The 26,723-nt window shown below is 42.9% G+C and carries 27 protein-coding genes; 11 read left to right on the forward strand and 16 right to left on the reverse strand.

Translation table 11 applies throughout. The annotated features are described in order from the left end of the window. Nucleotides 1–144 precede the first annotated feature (144 nt). From lpxM to znuA, 3 genes are all read right to left on the reverse strand, one after another. Nucleotides 145–1,119 carry a lauroyl-Kdo(2)-lipid IV(A) myristoyltransferase gene (gene lpxM, locus JK188_RS07150; RefSeq protein ID WP_211885480.1) on the reverse strand — a complete coding sequence of 325 codons (975 nt, stop codon included), beginning with the start codon at nucleotides 1,117–1,119 and terminating at the stop codon, nucleotides 145–147. A 117-nt stretch (nucleotides 1,120–1,236) separates the two neighbouring features. Further along, on the reverse strand, nucleotides 1,237–2,562 hold the full coding sequence (gene mepM / locus JK188_RS07155) for a murein DD-endopeptidase MepM (protein ID WP_211885478.1): 1,326 nt from the start codon (nucleotides 2,560–2,562) through the stop codon (nucleotides 1,237–1,239). 29 nt (nucleotides 2,563–2,591) lie between these two features. Continuing rightward, a complete protein-coding gene (gene znuA / locus JK188_RS07160; RefSeq protein ID WP_132495867.1) occupies nucleotides 2,592–3,551 on the reverse strand; it encodes a zinc ABC transporter substrate-binding protein ZnuA in 960 nt (319 codons plus the stop codon). 73 nt (nucleotides 3,552–3,624) lie between these two features. Here znuA and znuC point away from each other — a divergent pair, with 73 nt between their 5' ends. Then, nucleotides 3,625–4,392 (forward strand): zinc ABC transporter ATP-binding protein ZnuC, encoded by a 768-nt coding sequence (gene znuC / locus JK188_RS07165; RefSeq protein WP_211885476.1) that lies wholly within the window; start codon nucleotides 3,625–3,627, stop codon nucleotides 4,390–4,392. Further along, a complete protein-coding gene (gene znuB / locus JK188_RS07170; RefSeq protein ID WP_036948270.1) occupies nucleotides 4,385–5,170 on the forward strand; it encodes a zinc ABC transporter permease subunit ZnuB in 786 nt (261 codons plus the stop codon). Before znuC ends, znuB begins: the two co-directional genes overlap by 8 nt. Nucleotides 5,171–5,267: 97 nt before the next feature. Here the strand turns inward: znuB and JK188_RS07175 are convergent, their stop codons facing one another. From JK188_RS07175 to aspS, 7 genes are all read right to left on the reverse strand, one after another. Next, the gene (locus tag JK188_RS07175; RefSeq protein ID WP_211885474.1) at nucleotides 5,268–5,627 is read right to left on the reverse strand and encodes a hypothetical protein; all 360 of its coding nucleotides are present in this window, start codon (nucleotides 5,625–5,627) and stop codon (nucleotides 5,268–5,270) included. A 252-nt stretch (nucleotides 5,628–5,879) separates the two neighbouring features. Then, complete coding sequence (gene ruvB, locus JK188_RS07180; protein ID WP_036948275.1) at nucleotides 5,880–6,890, reverse strand: Holliday junction branch migration DNA helicase RuvB; 1,011 nt, start codon at nucleotides 6,888–6,890, stop codon at nucleotides 5,880–5,882. Nucleotides 6,891–6,906: 16 nt separating this feature from the next. After that, the gene (gene ruvA / locus JK188_RS07185; protein ID WP_132495865.1) at nucleotides 6,907–7,524 is read right to left on the reverse strand and encodes a Holliday junction branch migration protein RuvA; all 618 of its coding nucleotides are present in this window, start codon (nucleotides 7,522–7,524) and stop codon (nucleotides 6,907–6,909) included. An 84-nt stretch (nucleotides 7,525–7,608) separates the two neighbouring features. After that, nucleotides 7,609–8,130, reverse strand: coding sequence for a crossover junction endodeoxyribonuclease RuvC (ruvC, locus tag JK188_RS07190; RefSeq protein ID WP_036948281.1), 522 nt, complete (start codon nucleotides 8,128–8,130; stop codon nucleotides 7,609–7,611). A 225-nt stretch (nucleotides 8,131–8,355) separates the two neighbouring features. Next, nucleotides 8,356–9,099 carry a YebC/PmpR family DNA-binding transcriptional regulator gene (locus JK188_RS07195; RefSeq protein ID WP_036948283.1) on the reverse strand — a complete coding sequence of 248 codons (744 nt, stop codon included), beginning with the start codon at nucleotides 9,097–9,099 and terminating at the stop codon, nucleotides 8,356–8,358. A gap of 30 nt (nucleotides 9,100–9,129) precedes the next feature. Further along, on the reverse strand, nucleotides 9,130–9,564 hold the full coding sequence (nudB, locus tag JK188_RS07200) for a dihydroneopterin triphosphate diphosphatase (RefSeq protein WP_211885472.1): 435 nt from the start codon (nucleotides 9,562–9,564) through the stop codon (nucleotides 9,130–9,132). After that, nucleotides 9,564–11,333 carry an aspartate--tRNA ligase gene (gene aspS / locus JK188_RS07205; RefSeq protein ID WP_036948289.1) on the reverse strand — a complete coding sequence of 590 codons (1,770 nt, stop codon included), beginning with the start codon at nucleotides 11,331–11,333 and terminating at the stop codon, nucleotides 9,564–9,566. The genes nudB and aspS overlap by 1 nt, the downstream gene beginning before the upstream one ends. A gap of 351 nt (nucleotides 11,334–11,684) precedes the next feature. Here aspS and JK188_RS07210 point away from each other — a divergent pair, with 351 nt between their 5' ends. The 5 genes from JK188_RS07210 to cmoB all read left to right on the forward strand — a co-directional run bounded on the left by JK188_RS07210 (nucleotide 11,685) and on the right by cmoB (nucleotide 14,820). Then, nucleotides 11,685–12,023 carry a DUF4377 domain-containing protein gene (locus JK188_RS07210; RefSeq protein ID WP_036948292.1) on the forward strand — a complete coding sequence of 113 codons (339 nt, stop codon included), beginning with the start codon at nucleotides 11,685–11,687 and terminating at the stop codon, nucleotides 12,021–12,023. Nucleotides 12,024–12,095: 72 nt separating this feature from the next. Further along, the gene (locus JK188_RS07215; RefSeq protein WP_211885470.1) at nucleotides 12,096–12,500 is read left to right on the forward strand and encodes an NUDIX hydrolase; all 405 of its coding nucleotides are present in this window, start codon (nucleotides 12,096–12,098) and stop codon (nucleotides 12,498–12,500) included. Between the two features lie 105 nt (nucleotides 12,501–12,605). Further along, nucleotides 12,606–13,004, forward strand: a complete 399-nt coding sequence (locus tag JK188_RS07220; protein ID WP_211885468.1) for an MAPEG family protein — start codon at nucleotides 12,606–12,608, stop codon at nucleotides 13,002–13,004. Nucleotides 13,005–13,096: 92 nt separating this feature from the next. Further along, a complete protein-coding gene (gene cmoA / locus JK188_RS07225; RefSeq protein ID WP_211885466.1) occupies nucleotides 13,097–13,849 on the forward strand; it encodes a carboxy-S-adenosyl-L-methionine synthase CmoA in 753 nt (250 codons plus the stop codon). Beyond that, complete coding sequence (cmoB, locus tag JK188_RS07230) at nucleotides 13,849–14,820, forward strand: tRNA 5-methoxyuridine(34)/uridine 5-oxyacetic acid(34) synthase CmoB (RefSeq protein ID WP_211885464.1); 972 nt, start codon at nucleotides 13,849–13,851, stop codon at nucleotides 14,818–14,820. Before cmoA ends, cmoB begins: the two co-directional genes overlap by 1 nt. A 102-nt stretch (nucleotides 14,821–14,922) precedes the next feature. On the opposite strand, the gene JK188_RS07235 is transcribed toward cmoB, so the two are convergent. The 3 genes from JK188_RS07235 to JK188_RS07245 form a co-directional block, all read right to left on the reverse strand. After that, nucleotides 14,923–15,351: a hypothetical protein gene (locus JK188_RS07235; protein WP_211885462.1), complete on the reverse strand. Its 429-nt coding sequence runs from the start codon at nucleotides 15,349–15,351 to the stop codon at nucleotides 14,923–14,925. 138 nt (nucleotides 15,352–15,489) lie between these two features. Then, on the reverse strand, nucleotides 15,490–16,251 hold the full coding sequence (cutC, locus tag JK188_RS07240; protein ID WP_108478196.1) for a copper homeostasis protein CutC: 762 nt from the start codon (nucleotides 16,249–16,251) through the stop codon (nucleotides 15,490–15,492). Between the two features lie 177 nt (nucleotides 16,252–16,428). Then, nucleotides 16,429–16,983 (reverse strand): VOC family protein, encoded by a 555-nt coding sequence (locus JK188_RS07245; protein WP_211885459.1) that lies wholly within the window; start codon nucleotides 16,981–16,983, stop codon nucleotides 16,429–16,431. 174 nt (nucleotides 16,984–17,157) lie between these two features. Here JK188_RS07245 and argS point away from each other — a divergent pair, with 174 nt between their 5' ends. The 3 genes from argS to amtB all read left to right on the forward strand — a co-directional run bounded on the left by argS (nucleotide 17,158) and on the right by amtB (nucleotide 20,783). Then, a complete protein-coding gene (argS, locus tag JK188_RS07250) occupies nucleotides 17,158–18,888 on the forward strand; it encodes an arginine--tRNA ligase (RefSeq protein ID WP_211885457.1) in 1,731 nt (576 codons plus the stop codon). Nucleotides 18,889–19,139: 251 nt separating this feature from the next. Next, the gene (locus JK188_RS07255; RefSeq protein WP_036954549.1) at nucleotides 19,140–19,478 is read left to right on the forward strand and encodes a P-II family nitrogen regulator; all 339 of its coding nucleotides are present in this window, start codon (nucleotides 19,140–19,142) and stop codon (nucleotides 19,476–19,478) included. Between the two features lie 12 nt (nucleotides 19,479–19,490). Continuing rightward, entirely contained in the window at nucleotides 19,491–20,783 is a 1,293-nt protein-coding gene (amtB, locus tag JK188_RS07260) for an ammonium transporter AmtB (RefSeq protein ID WP_211885455.1), read from the forward strand. 78 nt (nucleotides 20,784–20,861) lie between these two features. Here the strand turns inward: amtB and murJ are convergent, their stop codons facing one another. Continuing rightward, entirely contained in the window at nucleotides 20,862–22,400 is a 1,539-nt protein-coding gene (gene murJ, locus JK188_RS07265; protein WP_211885453.1) for a murein biosynthesis integral membrane protein MurJ, read from the reverse strand. A 78-nt stretch (nucleotides 22,401–22,478) separates the two neighbouring features. Next, entirely contained in the window at nucleotides 22,479–23,066 is a 588-nt protein-coding gene (rimJ, locus tag JK188_RS07270) for a ribosomal protein S5-alanine N-acetyltransferase (protein WP_211885452.1), read from the reverse strand. A gap of 256 nt (nucleotides 23,067–23,322) precedes the next feature. Between rimJ and JK188_RS07275 the strand changes: the two genes are divergently transcribed. Continuing rightward, the gene (locus JK188_RS07275; protein ID WP_211885451.1) at nucleotides 23,323–24,345 is read left to right on the forward strand and encodes an alpha/beta hydrolase family protein; all 1,023 of its coding nucleotides are present in this window, start codon (nucleotides 23,323–23,325) and stop codon (nucleotides 24,343–24,345) included. Between the two features lie 140 nt (nucleotides 24,346–24,485). On the opposite strand, the gene JK188_RS07280 is transcribed toward JK188_RS07275, so the two are convergent. Next, on the reverse strand, nucleotides 24,486–26,723 hold a 2,238-nt coding region (locus JK188_RS07280; protein ID WP_211888632.1), incomplete at its 5' end, for a TonB-dependent receptor domain-containing protein.

A 26,723-nucleotide genomic window follows, 5' to 3' on the forward strand; every position in this document is an offset into this window, starting at 1 on the left:
CAATTTAGGTTTTTAGCATTATTTTGAAGCCGTCTTTTAAATTAAATTTATTCCATAATTATATATAATAAATATCTACTACCCTTAAAAAACAAAAGCCACGAATGATTATTACCGTGGCTTTTTATGATTCTGAAAAGAAATCTAGCGATATAAATCCTTTCGCTGGTAAGGTTCTATCTCACCTTCCTTACGCGTTTTCAAGAGCTTGAGGATCCACGTATATTGCTCTGGGTTAGGTTCAACTAAAAACTCTAACTCCTCATTCATTCGACGTGCAATATAGTTATCATCTTGCCCATCAATATCATCCATTGGTTCACGAACATAGATATGTAATTGATGATTAACGTGATCGTACACCGGAAATAAAGGAACAATTTTCGCTTTGCACACTTTCATCAATCGACCAATAGCGGGTAAAGTCGCTTTGTATGTACCAAAGAAATCAACAAACTCACTGTGCTCTTCCCCATGATCTTGATCGGGTAGATAAAAACCCCAGTAACCTTGTCTGACCGATGCAATAAAAGGTTTAATTCCTGCTTCGCGGGAATGAAGGCGCCCACCAAAATGGTAACGCGCTTTGTTCCACAAATAATCTGCAACAGGGTTTTTCTGGTGATGGAACATAGCCGCCATATTTTGCCCCATCGCAGCTAATAGCATCGCCGGAGCATCGACTGCCCAACCGTGAGGAACCATAAAAATCACATTGCTTTGCTGTTCCTGCAATTGGTCGATAATCTGTTTGTTATGCCACTGGGTACGCGCTAATGTTCGCTCAGCCCCACGGACACACAATTCAGCTAACATGACAAAAGACTGCGGTGCAGTTTCAAACATCCGGTCAACCAACCCTTCTCTTTGTTGCTCTTCCATATCAGGAAAGCAATAGAGTAAGTTAATTTTAGCTCGGCGACGGGCGCTCTTCGCTAATCGTCCAACCCATTTACCTATTTTTGCCAGCATAGGATCACGAACCTTAACAGGGATATAGGCAAGCGCAACAAACAGCCCTGCGCCTAACCAAACGCCCCAATATTTAGGTAATAAATAGGATTTATGAAACGTTGGCACATAGCCCTTTTTGCTGTCGGTATCTTGTTCTTTATTCATGTTATACCCAAGAAATCACGGCTATTTTGATAACCAAAAATGAATGTGTAAGAGCATTACAAAAAAAACTGGCAGACACAAGTATCTGCCAGTTTTTGGATGAAGAAACTGAAATGGTTATTTCAATTTAAGCTGAGGTTTAGTCTCTTTGACCAGCTCTAAATACTCTTTACGTTCTTTACCTGTTAAACCACCTGAGCTTGGTAATTTCGCAGTCAGTGGGTTGACGGCTTGTTGGTTAACCCACATTTCAAAATGGAGATGTGGTCCTGTCGAACGTCCAGTATTACCTGATAACGCAATGCGATCACCACGCTTTACTTTTTGCCCTGGTTTCACCAGCAATTGACGTAAATGCATATAACGCGTCGTATATTGGCGACCATGGCGAATAGCAATAAAGTTTCCTGCTGCACCACTGTATTTCGCCACAATCACTTCACCATCACCGACAGCTAACACCGGCGTGCCCACTGGCATGGAGAAGTCGACCCCTTTATGGGGCGCAACACGACCAGTTACAGGGTTAACACGACGTGGATTGAAGTGCGATGAAACTCTGAACTGCTTAACGGTTGGAAAACGTAAGAAACCGCGCTCTAAACCATTACCTTCACTGTCATAGTAGCGACCGTCTTCAGCACGGAAAGCGTAGTAATTTTTACCGCCAGACTGTAAACGTACGCCAACTAGTTGGCTCTGTTCATGAGTCCCATTGAGCATCTCGCGACCCATTAAAACGGTAAACTTATCGCCTTTTTTCAGCTTATTAAAATCCACCTGCCACTGTAATGCTTTGGTAACTTCACGGCCTTCTGTACGAGTCAAACCAGCTTTCTTAGTGCTTTGAGCAAACGTACCTTCGATAGAACCGGTCATCACGCTGTTTGTCCAATCCCCTTTGCGGATCTCTTTCACTTCCTCAAATTTGTTGGTTGCCCCAACACGTTTGAAGATACGCGTTTCACGACGAGAAACATCCCACGTTAAGGACTCTAATTCGCCATCAGCATTCAGTGTCCAACTCAGGGTTTGACCGATCTTTAAGTTACGTAATGATTTATGTTGGTTTGAAAGTGTCGCAACATCACCAGCTTCAATACCAAACTGGGTCAAAATAGACGATAAATTATCGCCACTTGAGACAACATATTCATGTGCGAGAGGTGTACCATCTGCATCTGATGCGTCAGTATCGCTGTCTGCAACGCCTTCATCGGGTAACTGCTCACTACTATCTTGAATTAAATCATCGCCTTCTGCTTCAATTGCTGATTGAGCAAAAGGAATGACTGTATCAGGAGAACTGTCACTTTCATGCGTGGTAGGGATATGTACAGGCCGCCAAATCGCGACGGCCATGGTGGCGACAGTGAGCGTGCTCAACACAATTTTATGGGTCTTGGACAAGCCGTTAAATGCCTGCACAATACCATTTGCCATTTGCTGCACTTTAAACTATTCCTCTATGCTTAATTCAGGCAGCTTGCGTATTGTTCTGATAGTTGAGTCAGAAACTTCATGTAGCTATCCGGTCCAATTGCCAGCCCACTACCGAGTGGGTCGAGAGTACCCATTTTGACTCCCGTATTTTTCGCTACGCTTTCAATAACCGCAGGTCTGAATTGTGGCTCAGCAAAAACACATTGCGCTTTATGCTCAACCAGTTGTGTTCGTATTTGATGCAATTTTTGGGCACCGGGCTGAATCTCAGGGTTTATCGTAAAATGCCCTAATGGAGCGAGCTGATAGTGTTTTTCAAAGTAGCCATAAGCATCGTGAAAAACAAAATACCCTTTATTTTGAGCCGGTTTTAAAATACTAGCAATTTTCTTATCGTTTTGCGCCATGTTTTCTTTGAATTTACGAAGGTTTACGTCCAGCTTATCTTTCTGAGCAGGATAAAGCTCTACTAAACGCGCGTAAATGTCATCGGCAGCCAAATTTGCAATATCTGGAGACAACCAGATGTGCATATTATACTCACCATGGTGATGATGTTCGTGATCCGCATCATGGTTAGGTTCATCGGCATGTTGATGGCTATCGTCCTCCTCATGGTTTTCAGCCATTAATAAGTTATGAATATTTTTCTGCTCAGCCAATGCCAGACGTTTATTCTGGTCTAATACATTGATTGGCTTCTCTAAAAACATTTCTAATTCAGGACCAACCCAAACAAATAAATCAGCCTGTTTTATCTTTTTTAAATCCGAAGGTTTCAGTGCATAATCATGTGGCGAAGCGCCATCAGGAAGTAAAACTTGTGTATCAGTGACACCATCAGCGATCCCCGCAGCAATGAAAGCTAAAGGTCGAATCGATGTGACGACATCGGCGTTGGCTAGTGGCAACATCGATGCGGTTAAAACTGAAGCTAACGTAGCTTTGCAGATGAATTTACGGGTAATAAGTTTCGATTTGTGTATCATGAACATTTTTCCGTGATCTTAAAATTGAAATGTTATAATATAACACAACTTGATTTCTGCAAGATGTTTTCATATGCAACCACTATTATCTTTAAATAAAATCTCTGTCTCATTTGGCGATAAAACCGTATTAAAGGATGTCACTTTTGCACTTAACAAAGGTGATATCGTGACGTTATTGGGGCCGAATGGTGCCGGTAAATCCACTATTGTTCGCGTGGTATTGGGGCTATTAGCGCCCACATCAGGCACTATCAATCGAGCCTCGTCACTCTCTATTGGTTATGTCCCACAAAAACTGCATTTAGATACCACCCTACCGCTAACCGTGAAGCGGTTTATGATGTTAAAGCAAGGTGTCCGCACGGCACATTTATTACCCGCTCTCGAGCGAGTAAAAGCCACGCATCTTATTGACCAGCCAATGCAGAAACTCTCGGGTGGTGAAACCCAGCGCGTTCTGCTTGCGCGTGCATTACTCAATAAACCTGATTTGTTGGTTCTCGATGAGCCCGCCCAAGGCGTCGATATTAATGGTCAAGTTGCGTTGTATGACCTAATCAATCAATTAAGAACTGAACTCGGTTGCGCGGTTCTCATGGTCTCTCATGACCTGCATTTAGTTATGGCAAAAACAGACCAAGTTTTATGTATTAACGGGCATATTTGTTGCTCTGGTACCCCTGATGTTGTCTCTAATCACCCTGAATTTGTTGCTATGTTTGGCTATCGGGGCGCACAGCAACTGGGGGTTTACCGTCATCAACATAATCACCAACATGATTTAGAAGGTAATGTGATTACATCCCACCAACACAGCAAGGATTGCCATCATGATTGAGTTACTGTTACCTGGTTGGATTGCAGGTATGTTACTCGCGATTGCTGCCGGTCCCTTAGGTTCCTTTGTGGTTTGGCGCCGCATGTCCTATTTTGGGGACACCCTCGCCCACGCATCTTTGCTAGGTGTTGCCTTCGGTTTGCTGTTAAACATTAATCCCTTTTACGCCGTGATCGCCGTGACGTTATTATTGGCTCTAATCCTTGTGTGGCTGGAAAAACGTCCTCAACTCGCCGTCGATACATTACTCGGCATTATGGCTCACAGCTCCCTCTCTTTAGGGCTTGTTGTCGTCAGCCTAATGGCGAATGTCCGCGTCGACCTTATGGCTTATCTATTTGGTGATTTGTTATCCGTAACATATGAAGACATTATAACGATTCTAATCGGTGTAGTTGTCGTTTGCGGGTTGCTTTTTTATCGATGGCGGGCGCTTTTATCGATGACAGTTAGCTCAGAGCTGGCTTTTGTGGATGGAATTAATCTCCAACGCTCTCGCTTATTGTTGATGATGGTCACTGCGTTAACTATCGGGATCGCAATGAAATTTGTTGGCGCGCTGATCATTACCTCTTTACTGATCATCCCTGCCGCAACCGCTCGACGTTTTGCAAAAACACCAGAGCAAATGGCGCTCACCGCCATTGGTATTGGCATGGTTTCCGTTACTGGTGGATTAACCTTATCGGCATTTTACGACACTCCGGCAGGCCCATCCGTGGTACTAACTTCTGCCATTTTATTTATTCTAAGTTTGTGCGTAAAAACGAAAAACTAGTTGTATAAAAAGAATGCCTGAATAAAACCGTATCTGGATAAAAAAACCTATAGAAAACCCGCTTTATGCGGGTTCCAATAAAATTCAATAATACGTATTATTTAGCATTCTTTTTATCGTCATTCACAGGGGTTTCTACATCACCGACACTATCATTTATAAATCCACCGACACAATCCATAAATTGATTAACTTTTAGTTTAAATCCTTCATCTGAGTATTTGGGATTATTTAACTTATCTTTTGGAACATTCACGTTTAAATCCCCATGAAATTTCTTGTTTAAGTCAATTTCACCCTCGATACTCACCCAATATGTTGATCCCTCAGGTAGATATCGAGAACAGCTTTCAATGGTTTCCTTATTGGAGATAGCTTTTGTGTTTTTTGTGCAACCAGAAACAACGGTCGCAAATAAAAGTATTGTGAGCGCAAATGTGTAAGAAGCTTTATTCATGGACCTATCCTAATAGTCGAAAAAACACCACATGATAATAAAAATCATTATCAGTGTCTGTGTTTTTAAAATTTACTGCATATAATCTCAATACCCTTTCGCTGACTAAATAATGATAATTTCGCAATTTAGTGAAATATGGATACAAAAAAACCCAGTAATTGTGGCTAAATTGCTGGGTTCATTTCATTTGAAATGCGTATGATAATATTTAAATCATACGTATCTATATATCAATCAAGCGTTTAAAATCTAGACTTCTTTCGGCGTTAACCCGAAATGAGAATAAGCATGGGCTGTTGCCATACGCCCTCTTGGTGTTCGCTGGATAAAGCCTTGCTGAATAAGATAAGGTTCAAGCACATCTTCGATGGTCTCGCGCTCCTCGCCAATCGCAGCGGCAAGGTTATCAACACCAACTGGTCCACCCATAAACTTATCGATGATGGCAACCAGCAGTTTACGGTCAAGATAGTCAAAACCAGCCGCATCCACATTCAACATATCCAGCGCTTGGCTCGCAATCAACTCATCAATACTGCCATTGCCTTTTACTTGGGCAAAGTCACGCACACGGCGTAATAAACGGTTAGTGATCCGTGGTGTTCCACGTGAACGCATCGCGACCTGCAATGCCCCTTCTTCGGTAATATCCAGTCCCATATACTGAGCGCTACGCTTCACGATATGTTGCAAATCATCAACTTGGTAAAACTCTAATCGTTGCACAATCCCAAAGCGGTCACGCAGTGGCGAAGTCAAGGAACCGGCGCGTGTAGTGGCGCCGATTAACGTGAATGGCGGTAAATCGATTTTAATGGAACGTGCCGCAGGACCTTCACCAATCATAATGTCTAATTGGTAGTCTTCCATGGCAGGATACAAAATCTCTTCGACTACGGGGGAAAGGCGATGGATTTCATCAATAAACAGGACATCATGGGGTTCAAGGTTAGTCAGCATCGCAGCCAAATCCCCTGCCTTTTCTAGCACAGGTCCTGATGTTGTCCGCAAATTAACGCCAAGTTCGTTGGCAACAATACCCGCTAAGGTGGTTTTTCCTAACCCTGGTGGTCCAAAAATTAACAGATGATCAAGCGCATCCCCCCGCATTTTGGCTGCCTGAATAAATATTTCCATTTGATGCTTAACTTGCGGTTGCCCAATATACTCATCCAGTAATTTAGGGCGGATCGCGCGATCAATGGCTTCTTCTTCAGAATGCAGCACTTCAGCAGTAATTAGGCGATCAGCTTCAATCATCGTAATAATCTCTCAATTAAAGTGCTGCGCGTAAGGCATCACGGATCAGTGTTTCAGAATCGCTATCAGGTTTCGCGACTTTACTCACCATACGGCTGGCTTCTTGCGGCTTATATCCCAAAGCAATCAAGGCAGCAGCCGCTTCGGCTTCAATATCTGCTTGGCTTGGTCCTTGGCTCTTCACGCTAGGTAAATCAATATCGCTCACTGGGTTGAAAAGATCCCCATTCAAGCCTTTGAAGCGGTCTTTCATTTCGACCACTAAACGCTCGGCAGTTTTCTTACCAATACCCGGTAGTTTCACCAGAGAGGAAATCGCTTCTTGCTCGATGGCAGACACAAATTGTTGAGCCGACATGCCAGATAAAATTGCGAGTGCCAGTTTAGGACCCACGCCATTGACTTTAATCAGCTCTTTAAATAGTGCACGCTCTTGTTTGTCATTGAAACCATACAGTAATTGAGCATCTTCTCGCACCACAAAGTGGGTGAAAACAATCGCTTCTTGACCAATTTCAGGTAATTCATAGAAACAGGTCATTGGCATATGAACTTCATAGCCAACGCCTTGTAGCTCAAGTAACACAATGGGTGGTTGCTTTTCTAATACGATGCCACGTAAACGACCTATCACACTGAACCCCTTAAATTTGATTAGCGTCTTAAAATTTTACTCTGCTGTTTATATCACAAAAAATGCTGGATGCATATCCAGTCTTCATCTTAATCTTCCACGGGTCAACACTAAACGCGGATCGCCGACTTTCAGCAGGTTTTGATTAAAATGGCAATGTGTGATGGCAATCGCCAGCGCATCCGCGGCATCCGCTTGGGGGCTAGCCGATAATTTTAGGATAGATTTCACCATATGTTGAACTTGGCTTTTTTCTGCAGCTCCCGTTCCCACAACAGTTTGCTTGACTTGGCGAGCCGCATATTCAAAAACGGGAATATTTTGGTTTGCTGCCGCGACAATCGCCACACCACGAGCTTGCCCCAGTTTCAGAGCCGAGTCCGCATTCTTCGCCATAAACACTTGTTCGATAGATAAAACATCAGGTTGGTACTGGGTGATAATTTCCGAGACTCCCGCATAAATACGCTGCAGACGGCTTGGTAAATCATCAACTTGAGTACGAATACACCCACTTCCAAGATAGAGTAATTGCCTACCTTGTTGGCGAATAACACCGTATCCTGTGATCCGTGAGCCAGGGTCGATACCTAGAATAATCGCCATATAAAACCTATAGTTGCCCTTTATTAATTTTCATATCATCTTATTCCCATCTAATGGCAGCCACAATGGCAACAAGGAAATATCACCGTTTCCACCGGAATTTCAGTGTAAATAGCATTCCTACCATCATAAATATAGCAAATAAAAGAGAAGGTGAAGATGGGAGAGGCGTTAGAGAAAACAGGCTGGACACAGCCCGCTTTCTCTACGCAGACATCGTCTTAATTACAGTTGCTCAGCAACTTCATCAGAGATATCACCGTTATGATAAACTTCCTGTACGTCGTCTGAATCTTCTAACATATCAATCAGACGCAGTAATTTAGGGGCAGTTTCAACATCAAGTTCGGCTTTAGTGGATGGAACCATAGAAACTTCAGCGTTTTCGCTAGTAAAACCAGCGGCATCCAGCGCATCTTTCACTTCACCAAACGTTTCTGGTGTAGTGTAAACGTCAATCGCGCCATCATCGTAAGTTTCAACGTCGTCGGCACCCGCTTCCAATGCAGCTTCCATCAGAGCATCTTCGTCCACGCCCGGTGCGTAAGTGATCACGCCACGTTTGGTGAACAGATAAGATACAGAACCATCAGTCCCTAAGTTACCGCCCGTTTTCGTAAACGCGTGGCGAACTTCAGAGACGGTACGGTTACGGTTGTCACTTAAACATTCAACCATAACCGCTGTGCCGCCAGGACCGTAACCTTCATAAATGATGGTTTCCATATTATCGTTGTCATCATTACCCACACCACGCGCAATCGCACGGTTTAATGTGTCGCGAGTCATGTTGTTTGATAATGCTTTATCCACAGCAGCACGCAAACGTGGGTTAGTTGCGACATCGCCGCCGCCTAAACGCGCTGCAGTGACCAGCTCACGAATAATTTTAGTGAAAATCTTACCGCGTTTTGCGTCTTGCGCCGCTTTACGGTGTTTGGTGTTGGCCCACTTACTATGACCTGCCATGAAATATCTCCAAAAACGTCAATAAAATAATTAAACAGCAAATTCTAAAATAGCCTGGCTGTTGCTCCACGATTTTGTCAGCTTTGCCGCCTGTTGCGGTTCAAGCCAACAAAATTCTGTGTGTTCAGTCAGTAATGGCGTTTGTTCATCACTTAGCACCAATTTAAACCAATGTTCTTTACAGTGGGTTACATCCAGTGCATAACGATGCCTGAAATGCGGGAAAATTTCAAAGATGATACTTTTCGACAAATCATGTAACTGACTTGGTTGCGGGTTAAACCCCGTCTCTTCTTTGATTTCGCGAAGCGCTGCATCCGCAGCACTGTTTTCATGAAGTTCCAAACTTCCGGTTACTGATTGCCAGAAGTCTGGATCATCTTTACGCCGCATCATAAGCACCCGCCCCGTGTTTTCAGCCACCATAATGACTAATACCGATTCTGGGCGCTTATAACTTTTCATTACTCTTCTTCTTTCGCCACAACTGCAATCGCTAACTCAGTCAGCGAATCAGGGTTTGCATGACTTGGCGCATTGGTCATTAAACATGCCGCTGCGGTCGTTTTCGGGAAGGCAATAACATCACGGATGTTATCAGTTCCAGTTAACAGCATCACTAAGCGGTCTAAACCAAATGCCAAACCTGCATGTGGTGGCGTACCATATTTCAGTGCATCTAACAGGAAGCCGAACTTCTCACGTTGTTCTTCTTCATTGATACCTAAAATACCGAATACGGTTTGTTGCATTTCACTGCGGTGAATACGGACAGAACCGCCACCCACTTCGTAACCATTGATAACCATATCGTAGGCATTCGCAACGGCATCTTCAGGGTTCTTCGCCAGATCTTCCGGTGTGAAATCTTTTGGTGAAGTGAATGGGTGGTGCATTGCGGTTAAGCCGCCTTCGCCATTTTCTTCAAACATTGGGAAATCGATAACCCACAGTGGCTGCCAGCTATTTAAGTTGGTCAGCTCGAAGTCACGACCCACTTTCAGGCGTAGTGCGCCCATGGAGTCAGTCACCACATTTTTCGCACCCGCACCAAACAGGATAATATCGCCATCGGCAGCGCCAGTACGTTCAATAATTTGCTCGATAATTTCTAAGCTTAGGAATTTAGCAACTGGGCTTTGAATGCCTTCTAAGCCTTTCGCGCGTTCGTTGATTTTCATCCACGCTAAGCCTTTCGCACCATAGATGCCCACGAAATTGCCGTATTCGTCAATTTGTTTACGGGTCATTGCTGCGCCGCCTGGCACTTTCAGGGCTGCAACACGACCTTTAGGATCATTTGCTGGCCCCGCAAATACTGCGAATTCAACATCTTTAACGATATCAGCAACATCAACCAGTTCCATTGGGTTACGCAGGTCTGGTTTATCTGAACCGTAACGACGCATCGCTTCTGCGAAGGTCATGATTGGGAAATCGCCTAAATCAACGCCTTTCACGTCAAGCCACAAGTTGCGGATCATACGCTCCATCACTTCGCGAACTTGTTCCGCGCTCATGAACGAGGTTTCCACATCGATTTGGGTAAATTCAGGTTGACGGTCAGCACGTAAATCTTCGTCACGGAAGCATTTTACGATTTGATAGTAACGATCAAAACCAGACATCATCAGCAGCTGTTTGAACAACTGAGGGGATTGTGGCAATGCATAGAATTTGCCTTTATGAACACGGCTTGGTACTAAGTAATCACGCGCACCTTCTGGCGTCGCTTTAGTTAGCATTGGCGTTTCAACGTCCATAAAGCCTTCTTTGTCCATAAAGTTACGAACAAAGCTGGTGATTTTCGCGCGAGTACGCAGACGGTCTGACATCTCCGGACGGCGTAAATCTAAATAACGGTATTTTAAACGACGCTCTTCCGTGTTGGTTTGATTGCTGTCTAACGGCAGAGGTTCAGATTTGTTAAAGACTTCCAGACCTTCAGCAAAGATTTCAATTTCACCCGTAGCCATGTCTTTGTTTTTCTGGCTATCTGGGCGCGCACGTACTGTACCTGTGATTTGGATGCAGAACTCGTTACGCAGTTCTGACGCTTTCTCAAATATGTCTTTACGCTCTGGATCGAAGAAAACTTGAACGATACCTTCACGATCACGCATATCGATAAAAATCAAACCACCTAAGTCACGACGGCGGTTTACCCATCCACAAAGAGTGACCTTCTGGCCTTCATGAGCGATATTTAATTGCCCACAATAATTAGTACGCATACTCTATCCTTTTACTCAGCTTGTTGTGCTTTTGCTTGCTGCGGGAATTTGGCATTTAGCTGAAAATTCAGAATGTCAAAAAAGGCAGACATTATATAGGAAATTCTGTTAGACAAACAGTTTGCTATACAGCTTAACTGCGAAATTGATACAAAAAAACCATCTCTAATCAATAAAAATGGTTCTTATCTATTAAAACGATCCCAACGAATCTAAAAAAATCACACACCCAATTGAGAATTAAAATTTGATTGTTTGTTAGATCATAATTTTTTTGGGAATAATTACCCGTCTCATTTTGCTATAATTACTCATATTCAGACACTTTTGCCTGAAACTAGAGGAACCTTTATGAAAAAAATTCTACTCGCATCATCCCTTCTTGTTCTGCTTGCAGGATGCCAAAACGGAAATAATACCAATACGATGAAGCCCACCAATAGCAACAATAAAATCTTTTATATCGACTCCTCTCTGGCTGACTGTGTCGGCGTTGCACCTATGAAATGCATGAAAGTTAAAGAAAAACCAACGGATGATTGGCAATATTTTTACTCATCCATTCAAGGATTCAGCTATGAGCCTGGCTATAACTACGTACTAGAGGTTCAACAATTTGATGTGCCTAACCCACCCGCTGATGCCCCAAGCATTCGTTATGAGTTAGTCAAAGTTATCGAGAAAAAATAATGTCGACGCAGGTGTAAAACCACCTGCTCTTTTCTATGATTGGCCGCAAGCTACAACAGGTTAAGGCAAAAGATGAGCACTAAAATCATTGATAAATTAGGTTTAATTACCATTCAAAATGGCAAAGTTGCCATGGTTCGTTCCCATAATAAAACCCTATTTTATATTCCTGGCGGAAAACGTGAGCACGGTGAAACTGACCAACAGGCGCTTGCTCGCGAAATCGATGAGGAACTCACATTAGCCTTGCACCCTGAATCCATCAGATTCTACGGAGAATTCACAGGGTTAGCTGATGGCAAACAGGATGGCACACAGGTTTGTATTCGTTGTTACCACGCCGATTACGACGGAACCCCTCAACCCGCGGCTGAAATTGCTGAACTAGTGTGGTTAGATTCCAATGATACTGACCGCTGTTCTATCACCGCGATAGCTGTCTTGGCGCAACTCAAAGCGGATAATCTCATTAAGTAATTCAAAGATGAATTATCAAAATCGATATATTTCTATTTGTAGATTTACCTATTAGGTTTTAAAATTTAGAAAATTTAATTTATCTCCACAGAGGTAGAGTAAAAAATGGTCAGTTCTTTATACGCTGTACTAGGAGCCTTATTGATACTGAGACTATCACTCAATGTCGTAAAGCTAAGAAATCAGTACCGTGTGTCTGTTGGCGATGGTGGGTTTTCTGAACTGCAAACCGCTATCCGTGTGCATGGCAATGCCATCGAATACATTCCAATTTCATTAATTTTATTACTGTTAATGGAGATGAATGGCGCCAAAGTATGGATGATCCATGTTTGCGGCATTCTGCTAATTGCAAGCCGCATGCTCCACTCTTACGGTTTAAAAAACCATGACTATTCACAGCGTCGAATGGGAATGATGGGAACTTATTTGGCTCTCGCCTTGATGGTCATGGCCAATGCCTATTATCTACCTTGGGTACAAATGGTGTCGTTCTCCTTTTAGTTTTCCTTACTTTTGTGCGGATTGGTTTTCAGGTTATATGGCTTTCTGCTACAATCCGCCACTACTTTTGTTCTGCTAATTAATACAAGTCTATGTCAAGTCAGGATCCAAACCATAAAGACAGCCTTTTCTCCGCGCCGATCGCCAATTTAGGTGACTGGAAGTTTGATGAAAAAGTGGCTGAAGTTTTCCCCGATATGATCCAACGTTCCGTACCGGGTTACTCCAATATCATCACCATGATTGGGATGCTAGCGGGTCGTTTTGTGACACCAAATAGCCAAGTCTATGATCTGGGTTGTTCCCTTGGTGCCGCCACCCTGTCTGTTCGTCGAAATATTTCAGCGGAAAACTGCAAAATTATTTCTGTCGATAATTCACCCGCCATGGTTGAACGCTGCCGCCGTCATATTGATGCGTATAAAGCCCAAACCCCTGTCGAGGTTATCGAAGGGGATATTCGCGATATTCATATTGAAAATGCGTCCATGGTTATCCTTAACTTCACATTGCAGTTTTTAAATCCCGATGATCGCGAAAAATTGCTCACTAAAATTTACCAAGGGTTATTACCTGGCGGTATTTTAGTGTTATCTGAGAAATTCAATTTTGAAGATACGCAAATTGGTGAGTTGCTCTTCAATATGCACCATGATTTCAAACGCGCCAACGGGTATAGCGAACTCGAAATCAGCCAAAAACGCAGCATGCTCGAAAATGTCATGCTCACCGACTCTGTTGAAGCGCATAAAGCCCGCCTAAAACGCGTTGGATTCACCCATTGTGAAGTTTGGTTCCAATGTTTTAACTTCGGTTCATTATTAGCATTAAAAGAGGGGCAGTAATGATCGATTTCGGTCGTTTTTATCAACAAATTGCCGTTGGCCCTCTTAGCCATTGGTTAGAAACACTGCCTGCTCAACTGGCGGCATGGAAGAAAGAAGGTCTACACGGTGGGTTCTCTTCATGGGAGAAAATGTTAGATAACCTGCCTGTCATGACACCAACCCAGTTAGATATTAAAAATAGTGTCACTGCAACGCGCGATCCGGAATTAACAGAAGGTGAAACTCGCCGGTTAAACAATATTTTGGGGCAGCTGAAACCTTGGCGTAAAGGGCCATTTTCTCTCTATGGCGTCAATATCGATACCGAATGGCGTTCAGATTGGAAATGGGATCGCGTTCTGCCACATATTTCCCCATTAAAAGGCCGCCATGTGTTAGATGTGGGCTGCGGAAGTGGTTATCACATGTGGCGTATGCTGGGCGAAGAAGCGGAGTTTGTTGTCGGCATCGATCCTACTGAACTGTTTTTATGCCAATTTGAAGCGGTTAGAAAACTGTTAGGTGATGACCAACGCGCACATTTATTACCATTAGGTATTGAACAACTTCCCGCCTTAAAAGCCTTTGATACCGTATTCTCGATGGGCGTTCTGTATCATCGTCGCTCCCCACTCGACCATTTATGGCAGTTAAAAGATCAACTCGTCAGTGAAGGTGAGTTAGTGTTGGAAAGTTTAGTGATTGAAGGTGATGAATTCCAATGCCTGATCCCTGGCGATCGCTATGCACAAATGCGCAACGTTTACTTTATTCCTTCCGCCAAAATGCTCAAAGTATGGTTAGAGAAATGCGGTTTTGTCGATGTACGCATTGTTGACCAAGCGGTGACTTCGTTAGACGAACAGCGTCGTACTGAGTGGATGCAAACGGATTCGTTAGCGGAATTTTTAGACCCTAATGATCAATCCAAAACCATCGAAGGGTATCCTGCCCCTCTACGTGCGATTTTAGTGGCGAAAAAACCGTAATATTGTAAGACGGCAATTCTCACCGACCGTACACGATAAAACCCCCAAAAGTTCATCGACAACTCACGGGGGTTTTTATTTTTGTGCCACAAAAAATAACGGCTACAAATTATTCATTAAATACTCTTCAACCGCTTTTGCATCATTCGCCGAATCAAAATCCATTCCTAACGATAGCGTGCCATCTTTTAATTCAATTGCTCTAGGCTTGGTATAGGAATAGTTAATGTTTTTGATTTTCTCACCGACTGACTGTTTTGCCAGTTCAGAGTGTTCACAGACATTGGCTATTCCCTTGAGCATCTCTTTGCTATAACCATCGATACCCATAGTTTCGAGTTGCTCTTTTGAAAAGGTTGCCCAATCGAAGTTTGCTTTAATGTCTGACCCACAGGTTTTATTTAATGCCGTGATTTGAGAGGAAACTTCCGTTTCATACTTTTGATGCTTCTCTTTTTCAGCTAATGAAAAAGCAAACGAGGAGGTTGTCATTAATAAAAGAGATGAGGCTAATACAATATTTTTCAGCATGATTTTTTCCTTAAAATTCATTCATATGTTTTTAGTTTTTGCTAAGTTCAACAATCTAAAAACAAAAGGAGGTATTTAACCTCCCTATCTTAACTCTCCCTATCACAAATTCAGTCAGTCCTATTCCGAATTTATGATTTACGCCGGAACTTTTTCCGTTATAGAAATAAAGTCCATCATCGCTTCCACCGTTGGTCCATCCACACAGTAGTGCGTGAACTCATCGGTTTCACTGTTTGATGCCATGGTTACACCGGCTTTGCGGTAATTCATACTGGAAGGGACGGTTTTCCCTGCGGAGCTGTGTACTTCCGTTAGACCAATTTCCATAAACTTGGTCATATTCGCCAACCGAACTCCCGCGCCAGCCATAATGATTGGACCATTAATTTCACGGCTTTTTTCGTGCAATTCTTTCAGTAGTGGCAAACCTAATTCAGCACTTTGTTGCTGACCGGATGTTAAAATACGCGCCACACCAAGGTTTTTAAGTTGCTCTAATGCCAGTAACGGATTGATACACATATCAAAAGCACGATGGAAAGTAATCTCCATTCCATTCGCAATTTCCATTAAGGTCTGCATCCGTTCGATATCAATGCGCCCTTCTGTATCTAAGATCCCCACCACTGCGCCGGGAAACCCCATCTCCTTGATCATCTGCAAATCTTCACGGATCACATCAAATTCACTCACGTTATAGCAAAAATCGCCACCACGAGGACGAATAATGGGATGAACAGGAATATGAAGTTTCTCTCTCGCCAATTTTAAATAGCCGTAGCTTGGTGTTAGCCCCCCATCTGCTGCCCCCGAGCAGAGCTCAATGCGATTTGCACCATATTCTTGCGCGACTTCGGCGCATTCTATACCAAAACAGCAAATTTCCAGTTTCGCCATGAAGATCTCCAAAATGGTCATAAGCTCAGTAGAATATGAGCTGAAAATTGAGGGCCAAAACGTGCTTTTTATTAGGCATTCAACTAACTATGCCACTTTTTGTTAAATGTTATCTGCGTGATATCACACCATTTAGAGTTGGCTCTAAATAATGATCAATAACGTTAATTGCATCACTTATTTTTCGCTTTCAACGATGTTTCTAAGGGAAAATGGGTGATATTTGAGGGTAATTAAGCCGTTTGTCACGGCCAAAGTCGGATTTGGCAGTCTTTCTTGCTGACCTTTAGGTTGACTCACTTTATAGGAGTAGCCCTCTGGTAGTGTGTCCGGTAATAAACGACGCGCTGTCTCTTCCAATAATTCTGGCGCGACCTCTATGACCATTTCAATATGTTCCCAGCTCTCTTGAGGATAGATTTTATCTTTTGGAAAAGGCAGTTCAATAATATAGACATCCTGCCCAGCAACTTGAATGGGCTTTTTCAGATCATAAAGACGAATTGGGCGACCATTAATCAGGTTATCGGAAAGTAACTCGGCGCATTGTAATAGCCCATCATGCCAACGCTCTGCGGTTTCCTGATGATGGCAACGTACAGAAATATGGTCAATCACATAATCTGTCAAAGACAAACCGAGTGCATGCGCCATTGCCGTCACTTTTTTTTCAAAATAAGGCAGGTCACACCATAAATCATTTAACTGAGGGATTTTATCGAAATCTAACATTCACATAACTCTATTGAAAAAAACAAAGATAATAAAAAGTGAAACAAGCGCCAGACTGTAGCACGACTCCCCCAAAATATGGTATAAAACCTGCCGTTTTTTCTCTTCCACCTTTTAGTTACGCCCATGAAATGGCACAATGCGGTAACTATGTTCGTTATTTAAGGTAATCCGGTGAATATTCAGGCTATTCTTTCAGATAAAATCAGTGCTGCAATGCTAGCAGCGGGAGCTCCAGAAGGCTGTGACGCCCTTGTTCGTCAATCAGCTAAAGCGCAATTTGGTGACTATCAGGCTAACGGCGTGATGGGAGCTGCGAAAAAAATGGGTCTGCCTCCCCGACAACTGGCCGAGCAAATTGTCAGCCAATTAGATCTCGAAGGTATCGCATCTAAAATTGAAATCGCCGGTCCCGGTTTCATCAACATTTTTATCGACCCAACATGGATTGCGACTCACGCAGAAAACGCGCTGACCAGCGACCGTTTAGGCCTAGCACCTGTTAAAGCCGAAACCATCGTGATTGACTACTCCGCGCCTAACGTTGCAAAACAGATGCACGTTGGTCATTTGCGCTCCACGATTATTGGTGATGCTGCGGCACGTACCCAAGAATTTATCGGTCACAAAGTGATCCGCGCTAATCACGTAGGCGACTGGGGTACACAGTTCGGGATGCTGATTGCTTACTTAGAAAAAGTGCAAAATGAAGATGCCAGCGACATGGCGCTTTCAGACCTCGAAGAATTCTATCGCGAAGCGAAAAAACATTACGACGAAGATGAAGACTTTGCCCTTCGTGCTCGTGGTTACGTGGTGAAACTACAATCTGGTGATGAATACTGCCGTAAAATGTGGCGTAAACTGGTTGATATCACCATGCAACAGAACCAAGAAACTTATCGCCGTTTAAACGTCACGTTAACGGAAGACGATGTGATGGGTGAAAGCCTGTATAACAGCATGCTACCAGGCATCGTTGCTGACTTAAAAGCCAAAGGTTTAGCCGTAGAAAGCGAAGGTGCAACGGTAGTTTTCCTTGATGAATTCAAAAACAAGGAAGGCGAACCGATGGGCGTTATCGTCCAGAAGAAAGATGGCGGTTTCCTGTACACCACCACCGACATCGCCTGTGCAAAATACCGTTATGAAACCTTGCATGCGGATCGCTCTTTGTATTACATCGACTCCCGCCAGCATCAACATTTAATGCAAGCTTGGACTATCGTCCGTAAAGCGGGCTATATTCCAGAATCCATGGCGCTTGAGCACCATATGTTCGGAATGATGCTAGGAAAAGACGGTAAGCCATTCAAAACCCGTTCAGGCGGTACTGTTCGTCTGTCCGACCTGTTAGATGAAGCCGTTGAACGCGCCCAAACGCTGATCCGGGAGAAAAACCCGGATATGGCAGAAGAGGAATTGCTGAATCTTGCTAATGTCGTAGGTATCGGCGCGGTTAAATATGCTGACCTGTCTAAAAACCGTACCACTGACTACATTTTCGATTGGGACAATATGTTAGCCTTTGAAGGTAACACCGCGCCATATATGCAATATGCCTATACTCGCGTTGCCTCTATCTTCAAAAAAGCAGACATTACCGAAGCAGATTTAACTTTACCAATCGTATTAGAAGCACCACACGAAATGGCATTAGCAACGCGTTTAATGCAGTTTGAAGAGACAATCTTAACAGTTGCACGTGAAGGTACGCCACACGTTATGTGTGCTTATCTGTATGACTTAGCGGGTCTGTTCTCTAGTTTCTATGAACATTGCCCTATTTTGTCCGCAGACACCGATGCACAGCGTCAAAGCCGTTTAAAACTGGCTTTATTAACGCAAAAAACCTTAAAAGCAGGTCTGGATACATTAGGTATCGAAACCGTCGAAAGAATGTAAGTTTTATTCTTTTGTTTAAAGCCCACTTCGGTGGGCTTTTTGCTTTTCACTTCTCCCCTCCCTTTCCCCTCTCTTTTCTGCACTATTTTTGAGCAATTTGTTGTAACGGATAGATAGCTTGCACTTATTTGGTGAGCAACCTCTCATTATTTCCCTTCATTTCAATTTATTACGCCCTAAAAACAAAAATTTAACATTTGGCACGATGCTTGCTTTATCTCTTTTGCCTTTTCAAAAAGACAGGGGGATTTATGAAGTACATCATCGCAATTATTAAACCGTTCAAATTAGAAGATGTTCGTGAAGCACTCACTGAGTTAGGAATACAAGGGATGACCATCTGTGAAGTCAAAGGATATGGCAGACAAAAGGGTCACGCGGAACTTTACCGTGGTGCGGAATATGAAGTGAGTTTTCTACCCAAAACCAAAATGGAGATTGCTATCAGCGATGACTTACTGGAACCCGCTCTCGATGCGATTATTCGTACCGCAGATACGGGGAAAGTGGGAGATGGAAAGCTGTTTGTTTTTGAACTTCTACAGGCCGTTCGCATTCGTACCAGCGAATCCGGCGATGACGCACTTTAAGGGAGATAAATAATGAGACGATTATGGTTACCTGCCACACTCTTCGCCTTAAGTTATTTCGCACTTCCCGCCTATGCGTCGGAAGTGAATGCCGTTGATAAAGCGGATAATGCTTTTATGTTGATCTGCACGGCGTTGGTATTTTTTATGACCATCCCCGGCATTGCACTGTTTTATGGCGGATTATTACGCAGCAAAAACGTGTTATCGCTGATCACCCAAGTAATGCTGATTTTTAGTGTGGTGATTATTCTTTGGTTTGTATTCGGCTATAGCCTCGCTTTCACCGCAGGAAATAAAATCTTTGGGGATGGCTCTTTAACGTTTCTAAGCGCGATGTCCATCGACGATTTATCGGGTTCCATTAATCGATATATCCATGTTGCCTTCCAAGGCTCATTTGCGGTTATTACCCTCGCATTAATTGTCGGAGCACTGGGAGAACGCGTGCGTTTCTCCGCACTTCTTATTTTTACCGTGATTTGGTTTACCTTCTCTTATGTACCTATCGCGCATATGGTGTGGGCTGAAGGTGGATGGCTGGCGGATGATGGAGCTCTCGATTTTGCAGGTGGAACCGTAGTGCACATTAATGCCGCTGTCGCTGCACTGGTTGGCGCCTATTTGCTGGGTAAACGTAGTGACTACAGCCAAGTGGTGCTAAAGCCCCATAACTTACCGATGGTCTTTATGGGTACCGCAGTCCTATACATTGGGTGGTTTGGCTTTAACGCCGGTTCCGCTGGCAGTGCCAATAATATTGCCGCACTGGCGTTTATTAACACGGTGATTGCAACGGCTGGCGCTATCCTTTCATGGACATTTACTGAGTGGTTATTGAGAGGAAAACCCTCCATGCTTGGAAGCTGCTCCGGTTGTATCTCTGGATTAGTCGCTATCACACCTGCGGCCGGTACTGTTGGTCCTATTGGTGCACTTGTTATTGGTGTTGTCGGGGGAATTATTGGGCTTTGGGGCGTTGTCGTCTTAAAACGTTGGTTAAAAGCCGATGATGTGTGCGATGTTTTTGGTATCCATGGCACCTGCGGTATTATTGGTTGCATACTCACAGGCGTATTTACCTCGACGCTGTTTGGGGGACTCGGTTATCGTGACAACGTCACGTTATCTCACCAAGTCTTTGTTCAGCTTGAGAGTATTGTGGTCACCATTGTATGGTCGGGTGTTGTCGCATTTATCGCCTTTAAACTGGCGGATAAGCTAGTTGGTCTGCGGGTTTCCCCAGAAGAAGAGTGCGATGGGTTGGATCTTACCACTCATGGCGAGCGCGCTTATCATCCGTAATTGTCTACTCCCCCTCGGTTGAGGGGGGAGTTTGTTCTATCTCAGACTAATACTAATTTCAAATGCAAAAACTCAGCACTACGCAATACTACGCTTCATAAAGTCACGCGGGCGGAAGCCTAATAGATACAGCGCCACAAAATAGCTCCCTGCACCAACAACCACTACCCCCATCAAACGTAAAATGCGCATCAGCATATTGCCGTCTTGCCACGGTGGCATAAAGTGCAGTACGCCAAATAGCACCACAACCATCACCGCCAAGGCAACAAACAATTTAACTAAGAAACCGCGCCAGCCTGCTAACGGCTGGAAAATATCTTGCTTGCGTAACTGCCAATACAGAACACCGGCGTTAAAACATGCCGCCAGCCCAATAGACAGCGCTAAACCTGCATGTTGCAGAGGTCCAATAAAGGCTAAGTTCATTAACTGAGTCAGGATCAAAGTGACTATCGCTATTCTGACCGGAGTACGAATATCTTGGCGAGAATAGAAACCTGGCGCCAAGATTTTTACTAAAATCATCCCCGTTAAGCCTACACAGTAGGCCATTAATGCATACTGGGTCATCAAGGAGTCGTGAGCGGTAAATTTATCATATTGGAAAAGCGAAACCGTTAACGCTTCAGATAGTATCGCTAGCCCTACCGCACACGGTAGTGCCAGTAATAAACATAAACGTAATCCCCAATCCATTAAATGGCGATATTCTTGGTGATTTCCGCTAGTAAAACTTTTAGAGAGCGATGGCAATAGGATGGTACCCAGTGCAACACCAAGCACCCCTGAAGGTAACTCCATTAAGCGGTCGGCATAATACATCCATGATACCGAACCTGATTGCAGGAATGAGGCGAAGATCGTGTTAATAATTAATGAAATTTGCGCGACAGAAACCCCGATAATCGCCGGTCCCATCATCTTCATGACTCGCCAAACGCCACTATCGTGGAACGATAAACGTGGCAATACCAACATACCGATTTTCTTTAAATGCGGTAATTGGTAACCCAATTGCAGCACACCACCAACAAGAACAGCCCAAGCCAGAGACATAATCGGCGGGTCAAAATACGGCGCAGCGAACGCTGCAAAGAAAATCATGCTGACGTTTAATAGCGTCGGTGCAAACGCGGGTACCGAAAAGCGGTTCCACGTATTAAGGATCGCACCTGCTAAGGATGCCAATGAGATCAAGAAAATATAAGGGAACGTTACACGCAATAAATCTGTCGTTAGCGCAAATTTATCTGCATCAGTGGTAAAACCCGGCGCCGTCACATAGATGACCCACGGCGCAGCAAACATGCCGACAACCGTCACAATCGCTAATGCTAACGTGAGCATTCCCGAAATATAGGCCACAAACGTGCGCGTGGCTTCTTCGCCTTGCTGGTTTTTATATTCGGCAAGAATGGGAACAAACGCTTGAGAAAACGCCCCTTCCGCGAAAATTCGACGTAATAAGTTAGGGAGTTTAAAGGCGACAAAGAAGGCATCAGAAGCCGCCCCCGCACCAAATACACGGGCAATAATGGCGTCACGAATGAAGCCTAAAACCCGTGACATCATCGTCATCGAGCTGACTGCCGCTAAAGATTTTAATAAATTCATGATTGATAGACTAAAAGAAGACAATCGCAGCAGTTTAACAGCGGATGGCTAGACTGACTACGATTGAAGAGTAAATGTTTAGGCTTTAGTCGACTTCCATTCATTGTCGGTTAATGCCGTTAAGACGTGGTCGCGCCATTCTCCATTAATTTCGAGATACTGCTTCGCATAACCTTCACGTTCAAAACCAAGGCGACTGAGCAAACTGCCGCTACGCATATTATGAGGCATATAGTTTGCCATAATGCGATGCATGCCTTGGTGTTTTTGCATGTAACGAATAATTTGGGTTAAAGCTTCATACATCAGCCCTTGCCCCTGCCATTTTTCACCCAGCGAGTAGCCCAGATAACAGGCGTGGAAGGAGCCGCGTAAAATATTGCTAAAATTCGCGACGCCAATCACTTCGTTTTCATCTTTATCCAGTAAAAGGAAATGAAACGCGCTGCCTTGGCGATGCATTTCGCTCATGGCATGTAGGCGGTTGTTCCAACCTGAAGGGTTAAAATGGGAATTGTCACGGGTGGGTTCCCATGGGGTTAGGAACTCTTTGTTTAAGCTGTAATAGTCCGCAAGTCGGTAATTATCTCGTTCGTAGGCTAAACGGATAATCATTCTGTCTGTCATTAGACGCACTTTGGGTTCATTTGAACGATAACCAAACATCGTTAGCCCTTAATTAGTAGTGTTACCAGTCTTACTTTCGATGTTTGAATTATAACTTAAATTTATCACTTAACTAATTCAATTCTCTCTATAATTAAGTCATTTTTTGAGCGGTTGGTTTTGTTTTATTTCATGTGTCCGTAAAAAACACACAATTGATGTTTACAGATAAACCCTAGATACTCCTATTTCGTGCTTTTCACCTTAAGCTAGAGCATTAGAAATACATAAACTAATAATACTTCAGGAACCTCCGATGTCCCGATTATATTTCGCTTTAATCTTGACCCTATTCTCTCATTCCGTCATTGCACAGATTTCATCGTCCGTTGGATTCAAAAATATCACTATCGATAAAGGCAGCGAAAGACCGCTAAATGTTGCTATCTGGTACCCCACACCACCCAATAACAACTCAATAAAAGTCAGTGATAATGCTGCTTTTTACGGAATAGATGTCATAAATGATGGAGCCCCCTCTGATATTAAATCTCCATTAGTTATTCTTTCTCATGGCTATGCGGGAAGTTGGAATAACTTAAGTTGGCTAGCGAGCGAGCTTGTTAATAAAGGATATATCGTTGCCGCCCCTAACCATCCGGGTACAACAACATTTAATCTAGACAGCCAGCAAGCCAAACAATTGAGGGAACGTCCCAGAGATCTAAGCCGAGTTATCGATTACTTAACGTTAGACCCTTTATTTAAGAAGCACATCGATAACAACAATATTATTGCTATCGGGCATTCTTTAGGTGGTTGGACAGTCGTTGCTTTATCGGGTGGAAGGTTTGATACCCAGTTATTTCAAGAAGATTGTATTGAACACGCCATCCTAGCTGCTTGCAAATTATCATCAACTTTAGACCTGAATAATCCTGCATTAAATAACAACATGGCAGACCCTAGGATCACCACCGTTATATCCTTAGATGCCGGTTTATTAAGAGGATTTTCTCAAGAAAGCTTGGCGAAAATTCAAACTCCCACATTGATTATTGCAGCTGGTATCGATATTGGTGATATGCCCGCTAAATTAGAGTCAGGTTACTTACATATATATATCCCCAAAGATACGTCATCTTATATTGAGCTCCCTGACACTACGCATTTTAGCTTTATGCAATTATGTAAACCTGGTGCAGTTGCCTTATTGGATGCAGAGTATGCTGGCGAAGGAATTATTTGTAAGGATGGAAACAAGAGAAATAGAAGTGATGCACACAAGGAAATGACCGAGCTTATTTCTAACTTTATGATGAACAACATGCGTAAATAGGTGTTGGAGCTGGCGTCAATCCTTGTAGCACACCATAGACATCACCAAGAAAAACCATAAAAATCAATTTATTAAATCCAACCAAGAATTCTATATTACCTTAGGCTAATATAAGCCTAAGGTAACAATCACGATATTAATTAAAATTTTGCTTCCAAACCAAGCCTAAACGTTCTTCCAGGGATAGGCATATAAATCACAGTTCCTGGGTCAAATGCATAGCGGTTAGTTAGGTTATCAATATTAAAATTCACATGAATATTTTTCGAAACATGATATTGGCCTAACAAATCAAATGTCGTGGTTGAGTACAGCTTAGTTACTGGGGCAGCAGCGGTTCCCGCTAGCCACTCATGAGGGTAATCTTTGCCAGAGTTATAACGAACTCGTAAACCTGTTTGTAGTTTTTGATCAAACATTTTCACCCCAACAATTCCAGTCACAACCTTTTTCGGTGGGATCCGTGAAGGTGATAACCCCCAAGCAAACCCAACAGAATTACATGCGGTTGGGAGACGACCTAGCTCCATTTCATCTCTTGAACATAACTCAGAATTGTTATAAAAAGTCGCATCGAATGAACCAAATGCGTAATTAGAATCGTATTTCAGTTCAATTTCATAACCTGAGAGTTTAAAGCTGTCATAGTTTTTCATCACCACATATGGAGAATAAACTCCCGTTGGGTTTACACCTTGAGAAAGATACCCTTTAATATCATTATTAAAATAAGCCACACGTAATTCAGTATTATCTTCATCAAATATAAGATTTTCTTTTTCTACATTCATCCCAACTTCAAATGATTTAGCATGCTCTGGTTTTAATGGAACATCCGGAGAATACGAATAGGTTTGTCCTGATGCAGTGCTCTCGAATAAACTCGGTTCTCTATAGCTATCAGAATATTTTGTATAAATATCAAATTCGTCAGTTACATGGAAACGCAGTTCACCCATTAAATCATTTTTTGGACCATAGCTAGTACTTTTACCTAAAACATGGTCATCAACATCGAAAGCGTGAATACGCCACCCGACTAAAGTACTCACCCACTCCCCTTGATATGCCATATTGGTAAAGACGGATTTATTCGTTCCTTTAGCATTACGCGTTACAGGGTCTAATTCCTCACCGGGTATTGTTCCTTCTGGAGTCCAAATCGGTTGATAGGTTTTAGTCAATGGCTTTGATTTTTGTTGCATATATTCCACACCGTAAGTGATATCGATAGGATAATCTGCAAACTCAGACGTATTTTCTAAATTAAAGCCCACTCGCTCATCAGTGTAGCGGTGCTGATATTGATTACCATAGTGCGCGGTAACATCATCCGTTGTGCCATTACGTTGTTTAAATTTCCCTTTTGTCCACCATACGCCTAAATTCATATCTACCCATAATGAATCGGGTTTATAAGAATAATTTAAAGAGGCAGTATCAATATCTGCGGTGCCTAAAGACCACTGTGGCATTTTCCCATCGTATTGATACCAATACGCCGCTAAAACCTCACCTGCTTTTTGTTCATGATGGCGGTAATTTAATTCAATACTTGAGTATGGGTTAAGATAAATATTGGTTTTTAATAATGTTGACTGGCTTTCATAACTGGTATTAACCACTTCTTGCCCTGGCTTAATAGGAGCATCTGTATTTTCGTATTTATGATAACCATTTTTACCGGCGAAGAAGTTCCCTTGTTTTCTATCACTATGTGCCAGTAATATATCAAATTTATCATTTCGATATGCAACCCCTGTCGTGATAGAGCCATTATTAAAATGTGAATTTTTAACGCCATTTGAAACACGATATCCAGATTCTCCTTTCTCATCTGAAGCGATAGTTGGGCGTCGGTTATTATTGTAAATATTCCCCTTAAATAAGAAACCAAATTGGTCACCTTGAGGAATAATACTGTTTGCTGATAATGTTTTTAATTTAACCGTACCTCCGATGGCTCCTCCTGAGAATTTACTCATAGAAGCCCCTTTTTCGATTTCAATTGTATCGATTAAATCCATATCCACATAAGTTCTATCTGTACTTCCTTGGTAACCACGCCATGTATTGGTTGATTGCAAACTGCCATCAATAATAATTGGCACTCGTCCATTCCCTTGTAACCCCCGAATACCAATATCTAATGCACCCGCTTCATTTCGTGCATTATTAACTTGTAATGAAGTTTTATTAGCAAATATATCTGAATTGGTTGTTCCTCTTACGGTAGAAATATCATTGGCGTCTATTTGCTTGCTATTTGGCTTTATTTTGCTGGCTGTGACGAGAAGTTTATCTTTTTGAGTCGAAATATTGGTTTGATTTGCTAAGGCTGTATTTGTAGAACATATAATAATTAAACTAATTATACT

The sequence above is a fragment of the Providencia sp. JGM181 genome (genome assembly GCF_018257375.1).
In the GTDB taxonomy this organism is placed as follows: Bacteria; Pseudomonadota; Gammaproteobacteria; order Enterobacterales; family Enterobacteriaceae; genus Providencia; species Providencia lanzhouensis.

Bases quoted from the DNA above. Each gene is read 5' to 3' on its own strand.
- nudB (WP_211885472.1), bottom strand. From the start codon at position 9,564: ATGAAAAGTTATAAGCGCCCAGAATCGGTATTAGTCATTATGGTGGCT.
- JK188_RS07215 (WP_211885470.1), top strand. From the start codon at position 12,096: ATGAGCACTAAAATCATTGATAAATTAGGTTTAATTACCATTCAAAAT.
- cmoA (WP_211885466.1), top strand. From the start codon at position 13,097: ATGTCAAGTCAGGATCCAAACCATAAAGACAGCCTTTTCTCCGCGCCG.
- JK188_RS07255 (WP_036954549.1), top strand. From the start codon at position 19,140: ATGAAGTACATCATCGCAATTATTAAACCGTTCAAATTAGAAGATGTT.
- rimJ (WP_211885452.1), bottom strand. From the start codon at position 23,066: ATGTTTGGTTATCGTTCAAATGAACCCAAAGTGCGTCTAATGACAGAC.
- mepM (WP_211885478.1), bottom strand. From the start codon at position 2,562: ATGGCAAATGGTATTGTGCAGGCATTTAACGGCTTGTCCAAGACCCAT.
- znuB (WP_036948270.1), top strand. From the start codon at position 4,385: ATGATTGAGTTACTGTTACCTGGTTGGATTGCAGGTATGTTACTCGCG.
- znuC (WP_211885476.1), top strand. From the start codon at position 3,625: ATGCAACCACTATTATCTTTAAATAAAATCTCTGTCTCATTTGGCGAT.
- lpxM (WP_211885480.1), bottom strand. From the start codon at position 1,119: ATGAATAAAGAACAAGATACCGACAGCAAAAAGGGCTATGTGCCAACG.
- JK188_RS07245 (WP_211885459.1), bottom strand. From the start codon at position 16,983: ATGTTAGATTTCGATAAAATCCCTCAGTTAAATGATTTATGGTGTGAC.
- JK188_RS07235 (WP_211885462.1), bottom strand. From the start codon at position 15,351: ATGCTGAAAAATATTGTATTAGCCTCATCTCTTTTATTAATGACAACC.
- cmoB (WP_211885464.1), top strand. From the start codon at position 13,849: ATGATCGATTTCGGTCGTTTTTATCAACAAATTGCCGTTGGCCCTCTT.
- znuA (WP_132495867.1), bottom strand. From the start codon at position 3,551: ATGATACACAAATCGAAACTTATTACCCGTAAATTCATCTGCAAAGCT.
- aspS (WP_036948289.1), bottom strand. From the start codon at position 11,333: ATGCGTACTAATTATTGTGGGCAATTAAATATCGCTCATGAAGGCCAG.
- ruvB (WP_036948275.1), bottom strand. From the start codon at position 6,890: ATGATTGAAGCTGATCGCCTAATTACTGCTGAAGTGCTGCATTCTGAA.
- murJ (WP_211885453.1), bottom strand. From the start codon at position 22,400: ATGAATTTATTAAAATCTTTAGCGGCAGTCAGCTCGATGACGATGATG.
- JK188_RS07210 (WP_036948292.1), top strand. From the start codon at position 11,685: ATGAAAAAAATTCTACTCGCATCATCCCTTCTTGTTCTGCTTGCAGGA.
- amtB (WP_211885455.1), top strand. From the start codon at position 19,491: ATGAGACGATTATGGTTACCTGCCACACTCTTCGCCTTAAGTTATTTC.
- JK188_RS07195 (WP_036948283.1), bottom strand. From the start codon at position 9,099: ATGGCAGGTCATAGTAAGTGGGCCAACACCAAACACCGTAAAGCGGCG.
- JK188_RS07275 (WP_211885451.1), top strand. From the start codon at position 23,323: ATGTCCCGATTATATTTCGCTTTAATCTTGACCCTATTCTCTCATTCC.
- JK188_RS07175 (WP_211885474.1), bottom strand. From the start codon at position 5,627: ATGAATAAAGCTTCTTACACATTTGCGCTCACAATACTTTTATTTGCG.
- cutC (WP_108478196.1), bottom strand. From the start codon at position 16,251: ATGGCGAAACTGGAAATTTGCTGTTTTGGTATAGAATGCGCCGAAGTC.
- JK188_RS07220 (WP_211885468.1), top strand. From the start codon at position 12,606: ATGGTCAGTTCTTTATACGCTGTACTAGGAGCCTTATTGATACTGAGA.
- ruvC (WP_036948281.1), bottom strand. From the start codon at position 8,130: ATGGCGATTATTCTAGGTATCGACCCTGGCTCACGGATCACAGGATAC.